The organism is Armatimonadota bacterium, from assembly GCA_031081585.1.
GTDB lineage: Bacteria > Sysuimicrobiota > Sysuimicrobiia > Sysuimicrobiales > Humicultoraceae > Geohabitans > Geohabitans tengchongensis.
In genome coordinates this window covers 1-15293 of sequence record JAVHLY010000025.1, presented here as the reverse complement: position 1 = coordinate 15293, position 15293 = coordinate 1, and the positions used below count along the sequence as shown (strand labels likewise).

General features: G+C 73.7%; 14 protein-coding genes. 1 reads left to right on the top strand and 13 read right to left on the bottom strand.

All coding sequences use genetic code 11. The annotated features are described in order from the left end of the window. Window positions 1–104 precede the first annotated feature (104 nt). Entirely contained in the window at window positions 105–3005 is a 2901-nt protein-coding gene (locus RB146_10405; protein ID MDQ7829386.1) for a tetratricopeptide repeat protein, read from the top strand. A gap of 30 nt (window positions 3006–3035) precedes the next feature. Here the strand turns inward: RB146_10405 and RB146_10400 are convergent, their stop codons facing one another. The 13 genes from RB146_10400 to RB146_10340 form a co-directional block, all read right to left on the bottom strand. Next, window positions 3036–3932, bottom strand: a complete 897-nt coding sequence (locus RB146_10400; GenBank protein MDQ7829385.1) for a PrsW family glutamic-type intramembrane protease — start codon at window positions 3930–3932, stop codon at window positions 3036–3038. A gap of 40 nt (window positions 3933–3972) precedes the next feature. Further along, on the bottom strand, window positions 3973–4827 hold the full coding sequence (locus tag RB146_10395; GenBank protein ID MDQ7829384.1) for a hypothetical protein: 855 nt from the start codon (window positions 4825–4827) through the stop codon (window positions 3973–3975). Between the two features lie 24 nt (window positions 4828–4851). After that, window positions 4852–5145, bottom strand: a complete 294-nt coding sequence (locus RB146_10390) for a DUF350 domain-containing protein (protein MDQ7829383.1) — start codon at window positions 5143–5145, stop codon at window positions 4852–4854. Between the two features lie 128 nt (window positions 5146–5273). After that, window positions 5274–5840, bottom strand: coding sequence for a hypothetical protein (locus RB146_10385; protein ID MDQ7829382.1), 567 nt, complete (start codon window positions 5838–5840; stop codon window positions 5274–5276). Between the two features lie 118 nt (window positions 5841–5958). Continuing rightward, window positions 5959–6165 (bottom strand): hypothetical protein, encoded by a 207-nt coding sequence (locus tag RB146_10380; protein MDQ7829381.1) that lies wholly within the window; start codon window positions 6163–6165, stop codon window positions 5959–5961. Window positions 6166–6337: 172 nt separating this feature from the next. Then, a complete protein-coding gene (locus tag RB146_10375) occupies window positions 6338–7915 on the bottom strand; it encodes a hypothetical protein (protein ID MDQ7829380.1) in 1578 nt (525 codons plus the stop codon). 630 nt (window positions 7916–8545) lie between these two features. Beyond that, window positions 8546–9448 (bottom strand): hypothetical protein, encoded by a 903-nt coding sequence (locus tag RB146_10370; GenBank protein ID MDQ7829379.1) that lies wholly within the window; start codon window positions 9446–9448, stop codon window positions 8546–8548. A 35-nt stretch (window positions 9449–9483) separates the two neighbouring features. After that, on the bottom strand, window positions 9484–12690 hold the full coding sequence (locus RB146_10365; protein MDQ7829378.1) for a VWA domain-containing protein: 3207 nt from the start codon (window positions 12688–12690) through the stop codon (window positions 9484–9486). A 356-nt stretch (window positions 12691–13046) separates the two neighbouring features. Next, window positions 13047–13520: a hypothetical protein gene (locus tag RB146_10360; GenBank protein MDQ7829377.1), complete on the bottom strand. Its 474-nt coding sequence runs from the start codon at window positions 13518–13520 to the stop codon at window positions 13047–13049. 20 nt (window positions 13521–13540) lie between these two features. After that, the gene (locus tag RB146_10355) at window positions 13541–13900 is read right to left on the bottom strand and encodes a DUF4870 domain-containing protein (GenBank protein MDQ7829376.1); all 360 of its coding nucleotides are present in this window, start codon (window positions 13898–13900) and stop codon (window positions 13541–13543) included. 53 nt (window positions 13901–13953) lie between these two features. Then, the gene (locus RB146_10350) at window positions 13954–14184 is read right to left on the bottom strand and encodes an Os1348 family NHLP clan protein (protein ID MDQ7829375.1); all 231 of its coding nucleotides are present in this window, start codon (window positions 14182–14184) and stop codon (window positions 13954–13956) included. A gap of 10 nt (window positions 14185–14194) precedes the next feature. Next, window positions 14195–14857, bottom strand: a complete 663-nt coding sequence (locus RB146_10345) for an RDD family protein (GenBank protein ID MDQ7829374.1) — start codon at window positions 14855–14857, stop codon at window positions 14195–14197. 137 nt (window positions 14858–14994) lie between these two features. Beyond that, window positions 14995–15126 (bottom strand): hypothetical protein, encoded by a 132-nt coding sequence (locus RB146_10340; GenBank protein ID MDQ7829373.1) that lies wholly within the window; start codon window positions 15124–15126, stop codon window positions 14995–14997. Between the last annotated feature and the right edge of the window lie 167 nt (window positions 15127–15293).

Here is a 15293-nt window from a genome sequence, read left to right as displayed (position 1 = left end):
CGCCCCGGATGTGCCGAACTACAGGGCCCATGGACAGGCGCGGACGGGCCATCCCGCCGGCGCAGCGCGCGGAGGCGACGAGGCGAGGGGGACCCGCGCGCCCGATGCGCCGCCTGCCCGCGCCGCGGACCTCCTTCATCGGCCGCACCGAGGAGGTCGAGGCGCTGGCCGCCCTCCTCACCACGCCCGGTGTCCGGCTCGTCACCCTCACCGGAGCGCCGGGGATCGGCAAGACCCGTCTGGCCCTGGAGGTGGCCCGCCAGCTGGCCCCGCATCTTCCCGGCGGTGTGGCCTTCGTCGACCTGGCGCCGCTCACCGACCCGGCGCAGGTGCTCCCGGCGGTGGCGCAGGCCCTGGGCGTCCGGGACCTCCCGGGACAGGACCTCCTGGAGACGGTGGCTGCGGCCCTGGGCGAGGGCGAGACGCTGCTGCTCCTGGACAACTTCGAGCAGGTGCTGCCGGCGGGGGCCACGGTGGCGCGACTCCTCGACGGCAGCGCCGCGCTCACCGTGCTGGTCACCAGCCGCGCCCCGCTGCACCTGGCCGGGGAGCGCGAGTTCCCGGTGCCGCCGCTCGGCCTCCCCCGGGCCGGGTCGCCGGCGGAGCGCCTGGCGGCGCCGGCCGCAGCTCTCTTCCTCGACCGCGGGCGGGCTGTGCAGCCGACCTTCGCGCCCTCGGGGAGGGCCGCCGAGGCGGTGGCCGACCTGTGCCTCCGGCTGGACGGCCTGCCGCTGGCGATCGAGTTGGCCGCGGCGCGCGTGCGACATCTGACGCCGACGATGATCCTGCGTCGCCTGGGCTCGCGCCTCGACCTGCTGGTCGGCGGCCGGGACGCCCCGCCCCGCCACGCCACCCTGCGGCACGCCATCGGGTGGAGCTACGAATTGCTCGCTCCGGACCACCGGGCCCTCTTCCGCCGTCTGGCCGTCTTCGCGGGGGGGTGCGCGCTGGAGGCGATCCAGGCCGTGGCGCTCGGGGAGGGAGAGGAGTCGGCGCTGCTGGACGACCTCGCTGCGCTCGTCGACAACAGCCTGGTGCAGCAGGAGCCGCTGGAGGACGGCGAGGCGCGGTTCCGCATGCTGGAGACGGTGCGGGAGTTCGCCCTGGAGCAGCTGCAGGCCACGGGCGAGGCCCACGCCATCGCCCGGCGGCACGCCCGCTACTATGGACGCGTGGCGGAGGCGGCGGAGCCTGCGCTGACCGGCCCGGAGCAGGCGGTCTGGCTCGAGCGTCTGGAGCGGGAGCACGACAACCTCCGGGCGGCGCTGGCCCACCTCCTGGCCACGGGGGACGGTGAGGCCGGGCTGAGCCTCGCGGCCGCGCTCGGGCGTTTCTGGGAGCGCCATGGGTACGCCCGCGAGGGGCTGGAGTGGCTGCAGCGCTTCATCGACGCGGCTCCCGCTGCCCCGCCGGCCCTGCGGGCAAAAGCCCTCAACGCGGCAGGGAACCTGAGCCGCAGTCGTGGAGACTACCCGGCGGCGCTCGCCTGCTACGAGCGCGCCCTGGCGCTGCGCCGGGAGGTGGGGGACGAGCGCGGCGTGGCCATGGCCCTCAACAACCTGGGGGTCGTCGCCAAGGACCAGGGTGACTACGCTCGCGCCCGCGCCTACCTGGAGGAGAGCCTGGCGGTGAAGCGCCGGCTGGGGGAGGAGCGCGGTATTGCCGTCACCCTCAACAACCTGGGGCTCGTGGCGAAGTCCCAGGGGGACGCGGCCGGCGCCGAGGCCTTCTTCGCCGAGAGCCTGGACCACTTCCGCGACCTGGGGGACGTCTGGGGGCAGGCGCTCACCCTCAACAACATGGGGGCGTTGGCCGCATCGGTGGGCGACTACGAGCGCGCGCTGGCGCTCCACAAGACCAGCCTGGCCAGTCGGCGGGCGATGCAGGAGAAGTGGGGGGTGGCCGAGTCCCTGGAGGGGCTGGCCCGTGCGGCCGCGGGCCTGGCGCAGCCCGCTGCCGCTGTGCGCCTGCTGGCCGCCGCCCACCGCGTGCGGCAGGCCACCGGCTTCCCGCTGCCGCCGGACGAGCAACCGGGGCTCGCGCAGACGACCGAGGCGCTGCGCGGCACCCTGGGTGAGCCAGGCTACCACGAGGCGTGGGCCATCGGCGAGGGCTGGACCTACGAGCAGGCGCTCGACGTCGCGCTGGCCCTCTTGCCGGAGGCGGGGGCCCGGCCCGAGGCGGCGTCGCAGGGTGCGGTGCGGGTGTACCTCTTCGGTCGGTTTCGCCTGGTGGTGGGCGAAGAGGGGGTGTCGGAGAGCGTCTGGGGACGGCCGCAGGCGCTGGCGCTCTTCCAGTACCTGATGCTGCACCGCCACCGCTACGTCTCCGCAGAGGAGCTGGTCGAGACCTTCTGGCCGAAGGCTCCGTCGGTGGAGTCCACCGCCCTGTACACCACGCTCTCGCGGGTGCGCCGGGCCTTGCGGGTGACCGGGGCAGCCCCCCGGATCGCCCTGGTGCGGGAGCACGCAGGCTACCGCCTGCGCCTCGACCCGACGGTCTGGGTCGACGTCGACGCCTTTGCCCGGCACCTGACCGCGTCCCTCTGGCGCAGGGAGGGTGGAGAGGGCGACGGCGCCGTGACAGTTGCAGCCTTGCGGGAGGCGCTGGCGCTGTACGAGGACGACCTGCTGACGACCGTCCCGGATCCCTGGTGCGTAGAGGAGCGCGAGGCGCTGCGCCGCCGCTACGTCGAGGGCGCGCTGCGGCTGGGCGGCCTGCTGGAGGAGCAGGGCGAGGCGGAAGCCGCCCTCGAGGTCTACGCCGGGGTCGCCGGGCGTGAGCCCCTGTTGGAGGCGGCCCACCGCGGTGCGATGCGCTGCTACGCCCGCCTGGGACGGCGGGATCTGGCGCTGCGGCAGTATCGGACCTGCGTGGAGGCGCTCGCCCGCGACCTGGGCGTGGCCCCCGAGCCCGAGACGGAGGACCTCTACCGGTCGATCGCCGGCGAGGCGCCGGTCAGTCCAGACCGACGTCCCGACCGTCTCAGTGCGGCCAGCCCCTGACGGTCCGCGTCCCTGCCGCGACCTGTGGGGTCACGCCCCGCTCGATCCGGTGCCCTGCCCCGGCGGCGCGGGCTCGGGTGCCGAAGGGACAGGGGTCGGAGCAGCCGGCCGCGCGCTGAGCTGCCGGCTGCGGAAGGGTGACTGCGCCAGCGCGCGCCGCAGCAGCAGGACGTAGAGGCCGATGCCGACGAGCCAGACGAGCACGGTGAGGCCGAAGGCGGGGGAGAGGAACCCGGTGGGGGCCTCGAGCTTCTGGGCCAGGCTGGGGGGGAAGTTGAAGGCGGCGTGGAGCAAGGCGGCGAGCAGCAGCCCGGCGAGCACCCACCGTCCATTGCGCCGGCCGACGACGGCCTGACCGAGGAAGTACCCGACGATCCCCGACATGGCCACGTGCCCGGTGGCGCTGAGCAGCGAGCGCAGCGGAGCGACGATGCCGAAGGCCTGCAGGGCCGCAACGGGGGCCGCCTCCGTGGCGGCCACCCCCGCCTCGGCGGCCCCGGCGAGGATCCCGGTGTAGGTGCCGAAGATGTAGAGGAAGTTCTCCGCGGCCGCGAAGCCCAGCGCCGCGGTGGTCATGTAGATCATGCCGTCGACCGGCTCGTTGAAGTTCGGATCGGTGCGGGTGCTGTTGGCCGTGACCAGGTACTTCATGACCTCTTCGTTGAGCGCCTTGACGAAGACGAAACCGAAGAGCAGGGCGATGGCCGCCGGGATGGCGCCCGCCTGGCCCACGGCGTCGACGTACCGTTCCAGCCGCGCGAGGAAGAGCGCCAGGCCCAGCGCCCAGGGCGCGGAGAAGACGCCCCAGACGAAGAGCTTGCCGATCAGGCGTCGGGGCTCGCGCTCATACCGGTCCCGGGTCCAGAAGAACCACAGCCAGGCGACGGCCGGGATGAACGCGGCCAGGATGGCGGCGATCTGTGCCATGTAGGCCTCCCTCCTCCGCCTTGCGTCAACTCGTTTCGCCTCACGCCAACCCCGTCTTGCTGCGCTGCCGGTCCATGATGGCCTTGCCGATCTTGAGCGGGATGGCGCCCCCGGGCACGACGAGGTTCACCGTCTCGGCGCCCAGGTCGAAGAGCACCTCGCGGTTGAAGATGCGCCGCACCTGCTGCTGGAAGGCCCCGGTGCCGACGGTGGCCTCGCCGGTGACGCCGTCCAGCTCGACCACGCCCCGCTTGCCGCGGGCCTGCCAGACGTACTCGAAGGCGAAGACCGGCCGGTAGAGCAGGTGCAGGAACTCGACCTGGATCCCCTCCTCGAAGACCTGATCCGCCTCGTACGGGGTCAGCAGCCGCTGCACCAGCCGCTGCACGACCTGGGAGGCCTTGACCTCGGGCGGGACGACGACGGCGTCCGCCGGCGCCAGGGCCGCCAGGTCCTCCACCTCCTCGCGCGCCGCGGTGAGCAGCTGCGGCGCCTGCAGCTCCGCTCCGCTGCGGGCATCCACGAGCTGCTCCACCCGTACGTCGTCCGTGCAGTGCTCGACCCCACGCACGATGAAGTGCCGCGGGGGCCCGTCGGCCACCGGGTAGTCGGTGCCGGCCACGGTGACGGCGCGCACCGTGGCGTCGCCCACCGGCACGCGGTACTCGCGTCCGCGCTCGAAGACGAGGCGCTTGCGCGCCGCCAGGTGCCACACCGGCTCGTAGCGCTTCTCGATGGCCGCCACGGTGATCTCGTCGCCCTTCGGACGGTGCAGCAGCCGGGAGAGGGAGCCGAAGGCCACCATCTTGTGGTCCCAGGCCCGCTCGCGCGCCTGCTCGGGGGTGAGCCGGGCGGCGACGAGGAAGACCTTCTGCTCGCTGACCGTGATCTCCATGCGCCGGGCGGCCGGTGCTGCGGGCTACTTCAGGATCACCGCGACGACGAGCAGGGCCATGGCCACGATGGTGGCCCCCTGGACCACCGCCACCGCCATGTTGCCGTTGCGCAGCTCCGCCATCTCGTCGATGCCCGGGGTGACCCGGTTGAAGACGCGCATGGCGATGGGGGCCATGATGGCGAAGGCCACGCCGGCGACGACCACCCAGAAGAGCAGGAAGAGGGCGTTCAGCAGGATCTGACCGTAGTCGGGCCCGGCGCCCACGGGGAAGCCAAACGGCGGAGCCTGCTGGGCGAGGCGGATGAGGAGCAGCATCTCAGCGTTCCCTCCTTTGAGCCGCCCGGTCCCCTCGGGGGGAGGCGGTGGTGGTGCATGGTCATGACAACGACAGATCTTCGGTGTCGACACGGCCCGGGGGGCGCGTGCCCTCAGGCGTGTCGGCGTCAATCCGCGAAGTGCTTGTTCACGAAGTCCTTGCGGTCGGCCCAGCGGCGGTTCTCGATGTCCCAGACGGAGAAGCTCATGGTCTTGATCAGCCGCTCGGCGGCCGCCTTCTTCTGGTCATCGTTCCTGGCCGCGTTCCAGGCCTGCAGGAAGTCGGCCCACTCCTGCTTGGTGACGGCGAAGTTCAGGATGTACCTGGTCCAGACCTGGGCAGCGATGAGCACCGTGGCCGCAGGCTCCTGGGTGAGCACCGAGTGCATGACGTCCCAGGTGTTGGCCGCCTGGTTCATGGCGTCCGCAGTCGTGGGGGCCCCGTAGAGGGCGGCGGTCACGGCGCCCCAGATGGCGGGATCCCGGCCCTGGGCGCGCCTGATGACGACGTCGTAGACCTTCATGCCGCGCCGCTCCAGGCCGGCTTTGATCTGCCTGGCCTGCGGGTCGGTCGGTTCCTTGCTCTGGATGGTGACCTGCGCGTGCACCAGCGCGGGCAGGGCGGCCACGAGCAGGCCCACCACGAGCAGGGCCACCACCCCGACCAGGCCGAGCCGGCTCCGTCCCGGTGTCACAGGCCCACCTCCCCGGCCGGCGGGCGGCCCGGACACCGCCGCTGGCCTCGTGTGGAGCGACTCTAGCAGGCAGACCTGAACAAAACCTGGACGGCCCTCGGTCGTCGGGCATCGACCATCAGGTCTCAGCCCGCACCCGGGCGATCTCGGCCTCCTTCGCGGCAATCTGGCCGGCGAGCGCGTCGGCCTGGCGGCAGAGGGTCTCCACCTCCGGCGGGAAGGCCGTGCCGGCCTCGTGCAGGTCGTAGACCCTGGCGCCGATGGCCTCCAGGGCGTCCTCCATCCGGGCGTTGAGCGTGTGGATCTCCACTTTGAGCCTGGCCACCGCCGCCGCGTCCCCGGCGCCCTCCGCCGCCCGTCCCTGCCGCCTCCTTGACCTCCTCGGCGGCGCGCTGCGCGGTCTGCTTCACCTTCTCCAGCCAGCCCATCCCCGTTCCCTCCTCCCGCTGCTCGTGGCGTTTCGTGCCTGGATCAGCCCCGCGGCGACGCGGCGGCCGTCAAGGGGGGCCAAGGAGCGTCGTCTCCCGGTAGATCAACCGCTGGCGGGGGTCGGCCGAGATTCGCTGGACGATCGACGAGACCGACCGCGTCCCCTGACGCAGGCCCGCGGTGAAGCTGTGGGTCACCGCCTCACCCGTCTCGAAGGACTGCTGGCGAATCAGCACGCTCACGTGCGGGTTGGGGCCGCGCAGGTCCTTGGTCACGATGACGCGGGTCTGGTAACGGGCCGCCCCCTTCGTCCCCTGCTGCTCCGTACCGGTCTGGTGGAGCCCCTCGTCCGTGACGCCCGTGGTGAGCCCGCTGGCCGGCTCCACCCGCCACCAGGCCAGGCGCGGCCGTCCCGCCACGGTCAGCGGCCGCACGGGAGCGACGACCAGGAAGCCCCGGCGAAGGTCGTCACGCACCCGCTCCCGCGCGTCGGCGGGCACCTCCCCGCTCAGCGCCCGCGCCTCCGGGTCGACACGGACGATCGGCGCCTGTTCGCGACGGGCCTGGTCGAGGAGGGTGCTGGTGCTCACCCATGGCCCCGCGCCCCCGGTGAGCGTCTCCATGACGACCCGCTCGAGGGTGCCTTCGACCACCCCGCGGAAGACCTGCGCCGCCAGGGCCTGTCCGGTGGCCCCTTCCGTGCCCACGAGCCGACGGGCGTGGCGGCGCAGGTCGATGGCCACCCGGGCCACGCCGTCCCAGCCGCTCACCTCGGCGATGACGAGGCGCGGGGACGCCGGGTAGAAGGCCAGCCCCGCGCCCCGCCCGTGCAGGCGGTCGACCAGGGCGTCCGCGGCCGCCACCTGCCAGAGGCTGATGCGGTGCAGCACGGCGCGCAGGTCTACCGCGTCCTCCGGCAGTGTGGGCGGGTCCGCCGCGACCTCGCGCAGGTGCCCCGGTGCCAGGCGTCCCGTGGTCACGAAGGTCGAGTAGACGTTCCCGGTCAGGTCGGCGCCCCGGCGGCCGGCCGCCAGGGCCTGCAGGTCCTCCGGGGAGAGCGTGCCGCCCGCGGCGCGGCGCGCGGGACCGAGCGCGTCCCACAGCTCGCGCACGACCGTCTCCCGCTCTCCGTCGGGGCCGGCCACCTCGAAGACGAGCCACTCGGCGGTGACCACCGACGCGGTCCGGCGCAGCCCTTCGCCGCTGAGCAGGGAACGGACGCGCCCGCCCCCGTCGGGCTGCCAGCGGAAGCTCTCGCCCACCAGGATCTCACCGCCCACGATGAGGACAGGCTTCACCCCGCCTTCGGGTCCGAGCGGCAGTGGAGCGGCGCCGCCCCCTTCGGGAGTCCACGCCTTTGGCATGTGGAGGAGGACCAGGTCCGCCGCGGAGAGGTCGGCGGCCCGGGCGGTGAACCGCAGCAGGTCGCGCGTCACCGCCGGGCCCTCACCGCGCTCCTCGACGCGCACGACGACCGTGAGCGTGTGGAAGAGGGTGTCCGGCAGGGCGGTCAGGGTCTCCTCCACCCGTGTCCAGGCGCGACCGGGGACCGCGTCCGCAAACGAGGGGTCGAGGTCGATCCAGCGGCCGTCCCGCTCCACCTGGACCCAGTAGTGGGGACGGGCCTCCGCGATCAGGCTCTCCACCGTCGGCAGGACCGTCGTCGCCGCCCTTGAGGTGCTCCCGGAGCAGGGCGAAGTCCCGCCGCGCGGCCGCATCCAGGAGCGCGAACGTCCCATCCGCCGCGGGTCCGGCCGGCGTGGCCGCTGGCGTCGTCGCCGAGGGGGGGTCCGGGCGCGGGGCCCAGGCGGACGTGACCAGGGCGCGCGCCCGGGCCTCGTCGAGCGTGCCGCGGACGAAGCGCACCCGTCGTCCCCCGGCTTGGAGCATCGCTGCCAGCAGCAGGGCCCGGTCCGGGCTGTTGCCGGCCATGGCCAGGAGCGTGCCCCGCGCCCCGCGCAGCACGCCGGGGTAGGGCTCGTACGCCACCGCGTCGCGCAGGAAGGCGAACAGGCGGTCGGAATCGTGGTTGAGCGCCGCGGCGACCGCCTGCGGGTCGATGTGGGTCAGCCAGGGGGTACGCGGCCCGGAGAGGTCGACGGTGACCGAAGCCGGTGAGAGGCCCGGGCCTCGGGCCCCTTCTTGCTCGGGACCGCGCCCAGGGTCGCGCCCTCCCCCGGCGCAGGCCGCGAGGGTCAGGACGGCCAGCGTCGCCAGGAGCCGGGAGGCGGGGCGGGTCGTCGCCCGGGTGGACCGTGGGGCGTGGTCGCTCCTCCTCACGGGGTGACCTCGAACGTCCCCTCGCCGGCCGGGTGGCCATTCAGTTTCAGCTCGAAACGGAAGCGGCCCGGCGGAGCCCCCTGCCTCCACCCCACCCAGAACCACAGGTTGCCGCTGGGTCCTCCCGTTCCGACAGCCTCGCGGACCGTGGCGCTGCGCCTGGTGAGCTCCTGGCCGTCCTTGAACCAGATGCCCTCCAGCCGGTCGTCCGGGCGCAGCCCGCGGAAGGGGAAGAAGGCGTAGATGCGGCGGGTCCCTTCGGGGAAGCGTGTGGCGGCGCCCACCGGCCGGCCCTGTTCCACGGCCGTGGCGAAGGTGATGGGGCCGAGGGTGGCTTCGCCGGGGGCCGAGGTGGCGCCCGGAGCGGGTGCGCCCGTCGCCTCCGGCGCAGGCGATTCGGGTGCGGGAGCGGGCGGTGGCGGTGCGGCGGCTGGCGGGGGTGGTGCGCCGCCCTCCGCCTCGATCTGGAAGGCCGCGGTGTGGGCGAGGCGCTCGGCGATGTAGAGGTCGACGCGGTATGCGCCCGGCGGCCACCCGCGCGTGGGACGGGAGAGGGAGAAGATGCCGCGCGTCGTCTGCGCGCCGGTGGTCAGCGTGGCTTCGTCGATGGTGTCGTCGGCGGGCGCCGCTGCGGTCTTCACGGCGACCCACACCGAGCGGATGGCCACACCCGGCGGGACGTCGGCCAGCGTGAAGACGGCGTAGATCTTGGGCGTGTCGGGCGTGAAGGTGGTCCTGGGGGATGGGTTGTCCGGGTCGTCCGTGAGCACCACGCTCGTGAAGCGGGGCTGGCCCGGTGTGGCCTGTCCCTGCGGAACGCCCCCGCCGTCCCCGCGACAGGCCACCAGCGCCCCCATCGTGAGCCCCAGGATCAGTGCTCGTCCAATCGCGCGCCGCATGGGCTTCCTCCTCTTGGCACCACCGTGCCTTGCGCTCACGGCCCCACCACCTGGACGCCCACCCGGGCGCCTTCCTTGTGCAGCAGCACCTTGGTGAATGCCCGGGCGCTGACCCGCACGTGCCGCACGGTGATCGGCTCGGCCGCCTGGACCGCGACGGTGTAGATCCCCTCCGGGACCCGCACCGGCTGCCCCGTCGTCCCGCGGGCCACGACCGTGCCGGCGGCGTCCCGGACCTGGTAGGGGAGGGCCAGCGACTGGCGGATGGCCTGGGTGAGCGCGCGGGCGTTCCGGGCGTCGAAGAAGCGGCCGCCAGTGAGGCGGGCCACGCGCGCCATTTCCTCCCGGGTGGTCGGGTCGGCCAGGGCAAAGCCGACGATGTTCAACCGGACCTGGACGCCGCGGGCGACCAGGTCGGCGACGACGGCGGAGGGGCTGCCGCCGCACTCCTCCTTGCCGTCGGTGACGAGGATGACGAGCTTCTCGCCGGGCACGCCGCGGAGGTCCTGGGCGACCTGGCGGAGGGTGTAGGCGATGGGCGTGGTGCCGAGGGCCTGGATGGCGCGGACGCGCGCGATCATGCGCGGCCCATCGAGGCGCTGGAAGGGGACGAGGAGCTGGCTGTCCTGGCAGTCGCCGGGGCGCCCTTCCCGGATGCGGTGGCCGTAGACGCGCAGCGCCACCCGGGCATCGGGCGGCAGGTCCTTGATGATCTGGACCGTCACGTCCTTGGCGATGTCCATCATCGGGCGGCCCTCGATGCGCCGTTTCATCGACCCGGACGCATCCAGGATCAGCTCGATGGCGCCGGGGGCGGCGACCGCGGCGAGGCGCTCCCCCGTGGCGCTCACGGCCAGCGTCCCGGTGCCCCGGCTGAGCGTCGCCCGCAGGTAGTAGGGACCCGGGCGCCGCAGCTCCTCGGCGATCTGCCGGTAGATCTGCGTGAGCTGCTCGGGGTCGCTGGTGAAGAACGACCGCGCCGCCGTGGCCAGGGCGGCGTGGGCCAGCAGGCGCCGGCCGCTCGAGCCCAGGACCGGGTCGAAGACCGGCAAGTCGCGGCCCAGCCCGACCGTGTACAGGCGAATGCGGTGCCGTTCCAGCAGCCGCCAGAAGTCGGGGTAGGAAAGGCGGCTCGTCGTGTCGGCGCCGTCGGTCATCAGGACGATGGCCCGGTTCCCCTCGGCCTGCTGGAGGAGGACCACGGCCTGCCGGACGGCGTCGTACAGCGGCGTCCCGCCCTTGGCGAAGAACCGGTCGCGGACGGCCGCGCGGAGGCGGGCGGGGTCGCTCGTGAAGGCAGGCAGCAGCGTCTCCACATAGGGCGGGTCCTTGACGCCGGGGCGGCCCGAGAAGCGGATGAGGTTGAGGCGCTCGCTGGGCTGCACCCCCTCCAGGTAGGCTTCCACCGCGGCCTTGAGGTTGGCCACGCTGGCGGCGTCCATGCTCCCGCTGGTGTCCCAGACGAGGACGATGGAGGCCGGTGGCTCGGTGACGCGGACCAGGTGGTCGCCGGGACGGACCGCCCAGGAGAATGCGGCGCGGCGCCCCGGGAGGGCGCGCGGGGTGAGGGAGGCGAGCGTCCGGCCGGCCGGATCCTGGAGCGTGACGGAGGAGCGGATGGCCGGCTGGCCGGCCACCTCGAAGGTGAGCACCGTGTCCGCGGGGGCGGGCACGGTCAGCCTGAAGAAGTCCTCTTCGCCCAGCGGCTCGATCGTCCCCCGGATGCGCCGGCCCGGCACGAGCGGGTTGGCCTGGGCGGGCGTGTTGTTGGCCTCCTGCTCGACGGCGGCCGCCGCGGCATCCTCCACCGGCGGCGGGACAGCAGCGGTTTGCCGTTCGAGCTCGTGCGCCGTCGTGAGGAGGATCGAGGTGTAGCCGGGCGCGGTCCCCTCCAGCACGCGGACCTCGCCGATGGCGACCCGGCGGTCCTCGGCCGCCTCGGTGACCCGGAGCCGGAGGAAGCGGGCGCGCCGGTTGATTGGGATGGTCTGGTCGCCCGCGGCCTGCGGGACCGCGAAGCGCCCCACCTCCTCGAAGCCATCGAAAGGCGTCTCGGTCGTGGCTTCGACCACGACGGTCCTGGGCCAGGCCTCGTCGTGGCCGAGCGTCCGCTCGTCCGGCAGCGTCAGGACCAGACGGTCCACGAGGGCGACCTGGTCGCCGTGGAAGGCGAAGACGAGCTCCACGGGGACAGGGTCGTGCGAGACCCAGACGGTGGCGGGGTCGCCGTCGATCAGGTGGGCCGCCTGCCGGTGTCCCCGCCGCGAGCTCCACCGGGAGACGACGCCGCCCAGCGCCTGGTGGGCGATGTTCTTCGGCAGGTCGGCCAGGATCGAGGGGCCGTCCGGCACCTCCAGGACCTTCACCTCGGCCAGGTGGATGGCGCGGGCACCGTAGTTCGAGAGGACCCGCAGGCGGACGAAGGCCGCGGGGGTGGGGGCGAAGGCGATGAGGTGCTCGCCCAGCCGGGCGGGCAACCAGGCGGCCGCCACGCGGGTGAAGCCGTCGGTGGGGCCGGTCGTCGAGACCCACACCTCGACCTGCCGCGGTTTGTAGGCCAGCGGGTACCAGTGCTGGAAGGAGGTCGTGTCGATGACGACCGCGTGCACGGTGGCGCGCCGGCCCTGGTGGAAGCCGAAGACGATGTCCTGGGGGAAGTTCGCCCGGTGGGCCTCGACGCTGTTTGTCGCGCGCTCCCGGGAGAGCCAGCCGCAGGAGGGCTCGCAGTCGGCGGGGTCGTCGATGATGACCGGGAAGCCGTCGATCAGGGTGCGGCCGCTGCGGGAGGCGTCGTTCTTCTCGGAGGTGACCGAGACGATCCGTCCGCCCAGCGCGGCCGCGGCGACGTTCAGGCCCCGGACCGCCGCAGCCGCCTCGGCGCCGCCCGCCTGGGGAGCCGCCGGGGTGACGGTGAAGGCGATGGCGCGCCGGACCGGCCCGCGCAGCTCCACCGTGTAGGCTCCCGGGGCGAACCCGCTGTAGGGACCGTCGAACCAGAGCACCCACCCGCGGGGCGAGCGCCGGGCCTGTCGGCTTCCCGGGCGTGCGTACACGTAGCCCAGGTCGGCGTTGGCCTCGTGCCCTTCGACCTGCACCGCCCTCCAGTGCGCGAAGAGGTTCGGGTCCTCGACGGCCACCGGCGCACCGTCGACCACGACGTAGATCCGCTCGGTGGTGTCCGGGAACTCCAGGCCCGGCTCCACCGCCTCGCCGCCGTCCGTCACGCCGCGGGCGAGCTGCACGCGGACCTGGTCAGTGGCGGCGGAGGTGGGACCGGCGGTCGGGGGCACGGTGGGGCCCGTGGCGGGTGTTGCGGCCGCGGGCGTGGGGACGGCTTCAGGTGCGGGCGTCGCCGTGGGGCGGGTTTCGGATGTGGGCGTCGCCGTGGGCCGGGTCTCGGCGGGCGGGCTGGCAGCGGGGGGCGCCGGCGCGGGCGCGGGGACGGCTTCAGGCGCTGGCGTGGAGACGGCTTCGGGGGATGGCACGGGGACGCCCCGACCCTCGGTTCCCCGCCATCCACCGCTGCGTGGTCCCGTGCACCCGGCCACCACCAGCAGGGCGGCGAGGAGCAGGGCCCTCCCCGATCGCCCCGGGGACCTCACGGGGGCGTCACCGTGAAGGTGCCGGTGCGGGCGTGCTGTCCGTTGAGACGCAGCTCGAAGCGGTACGTCCCCGGCGTGGCCCCGCCCTCCCACTGGATCCAGAACCAGAGCCGGCCCTTCCCGGGGAAGCGCGATCCGAAGATCTCACCGAGGGTGGTGCTCTGTGTGAGGAGGCGCTGACCCTCCCGCAGCCACCGGCCCTCCAGCCGGTCGGCGGCCCGCAGCTCCGCAAACCGGAAGACCGCGTAGATGCGTCGCGTACCCGCAGCGAAGCTCTGGGCCGCGCCGACGGGACGGCCGTTCCGGGTGGTCGCCGTGAAGGTGATCGGGGAGATCGTGCCACCCGGTGCGCCGGCGGCGTGCCGGACGAAGGGGGCCGCCAGGACGGCCACGACGAAGGCCGTGACGACGGCGATGACGGTGATGACCCGAGTGCGGGCCGGGGTGGGCATATTGGGGCACCTGGTCATGATTGGCCCGACCTCCCGGGCTACGAGCCGCCGGCGTAGCGGGCGGCGAGACGGCCGACGATGGGGATCTCGAAGCGCTCGCCCTGGTAGGCCCGGTAGGCGTAGAGGAGGGTGAGGACGATCCAGCCCAGGGCGAGGATGGGCGTGAGGAAGACGAGCGGCAGGAGGAACGGCATCGTGGCTGCCAGGACGCCCATCACGATCGACCAGCCGGCCATCACCACGATGCCGGCCACGATGAAGCCCAGGGCCTGCACGGCGTGGTAGCGCAGGAAGCCGTGGCGCTTCAGGTCCGTGAGGAGCACCACCAGCGCGATGATGCCGATGGGGTACCCCAGGGCGGCCAGCAGGCGGTTCTCGTTCGTCCTCGTCTCTTGCATGACGATCTCCTCCTCGTCTGCCCCAGCAGGGGTGGTCGCCGGCGTGATCTGCGTCAACGTCCGCCCTGCGATCCGCTCCCCGCGGCAGGGTCCTTCGGATCCCCCCCCGCCCGGCCCACGGTGAGGAGCAGGTCACGCAGGTTGCCGGCGATCAACGCCTCCCGCTCCTCCGTCGAGAGGTCGTAGCCGTGGAGGGCGCGGTGGGGGTCGTCCAGGAGACGGTGCCGGAACCGCTCGTCCTCCAGGGCCCGGGCCAGGATCTCCTGGAGGACCTCCTGGCTCACCGGCGCGGCCTCATGCGCCGGCCTCCGGCCCGCTCACCCGCGCGGCGGCCACAAACCGGCCGGGGGCCTGGGCCCGCGGGCCCTCACCCCCACCCGTGCGGGCGCTCAGGACCACGCTGCCCACGGCGAGCGCCAGGGCGGCGATCACCGCCAGCACCTGCACCGCGCGTGGGGTGGGCCGGCGGACCACGACCGCCCGCGCGGCCAGGTCCCCCAGCCGCTGGCGTCCGGGCGTGACCATGATCACCACCATGCCCACCAGGTAGAGCGCCAGCCCGTCGACCAGCCGCAGCACGTTGCGGATGACCGCCCGGGCCAGGCTCAGGCGCCCGCCCTCCTGCCGGCGTACGCGGATCCCTGCCGCCACCTTGCCGAGGGTGGCGCCGACGAGGGCCTCGCCCAGGGCGAAGTAGGCGAGCAGCACGAGACCGACCAGCCCTATGGTCAGGAACGCCGGCCCGCCTTCCAGCTGGAACCCGCCGCCGGTCAGGCCGCCGTACCGGGCCGCCACACGCATGCCAACGAGGAAGAAGACGGCAAAGGCGACCAGCCCGTCGACGACCTGCCCGGCTGCGCGCAGCAACAGCGTCGCCGGGGCGTCGTCGGGCCGCGGTACGGCCTCGGCAGCCGTCGGGCCGGCGACCGGGGCCTCAGGGGCAAGGGGTGTCGCCATCGCAGGGCCACCCTAGCAGGGGCACCTGAACAAAACCTGGACGGGCCCCCGGCCCTTGGGGGCGTCGGGCCTGCCGACGACGAGGAGGGGCGACCCGGGAGCCAGGCCGCCCCTCCGTTGCTCGAGAGACCGATGTGCTACTGGACGACGATGCGCCGGTAGGCGACGAGGAGCCAGATGATGAGGATGAGCACGAGCAGCCAGACCAGTTCGCTGTTGCCGCGCTCGCTGCGAAGCCGTGCCAGCAGGTGCTGCAGCCAGATCTCCATCGGAATCATCGCCTCACCTCCCGCTCGGAAAGATTCCGCCATCGGCCTCCCGCTTCCTGTCGGCCAGGCGAGGCGCGGGCACGCGCTTTGAGAGCGCGCGCTGGCGCGCTCCCCCGGGCACATCAGGAGGGACGGCGGGATCTGCTCAGGGAAGGGGCGGGCTGATC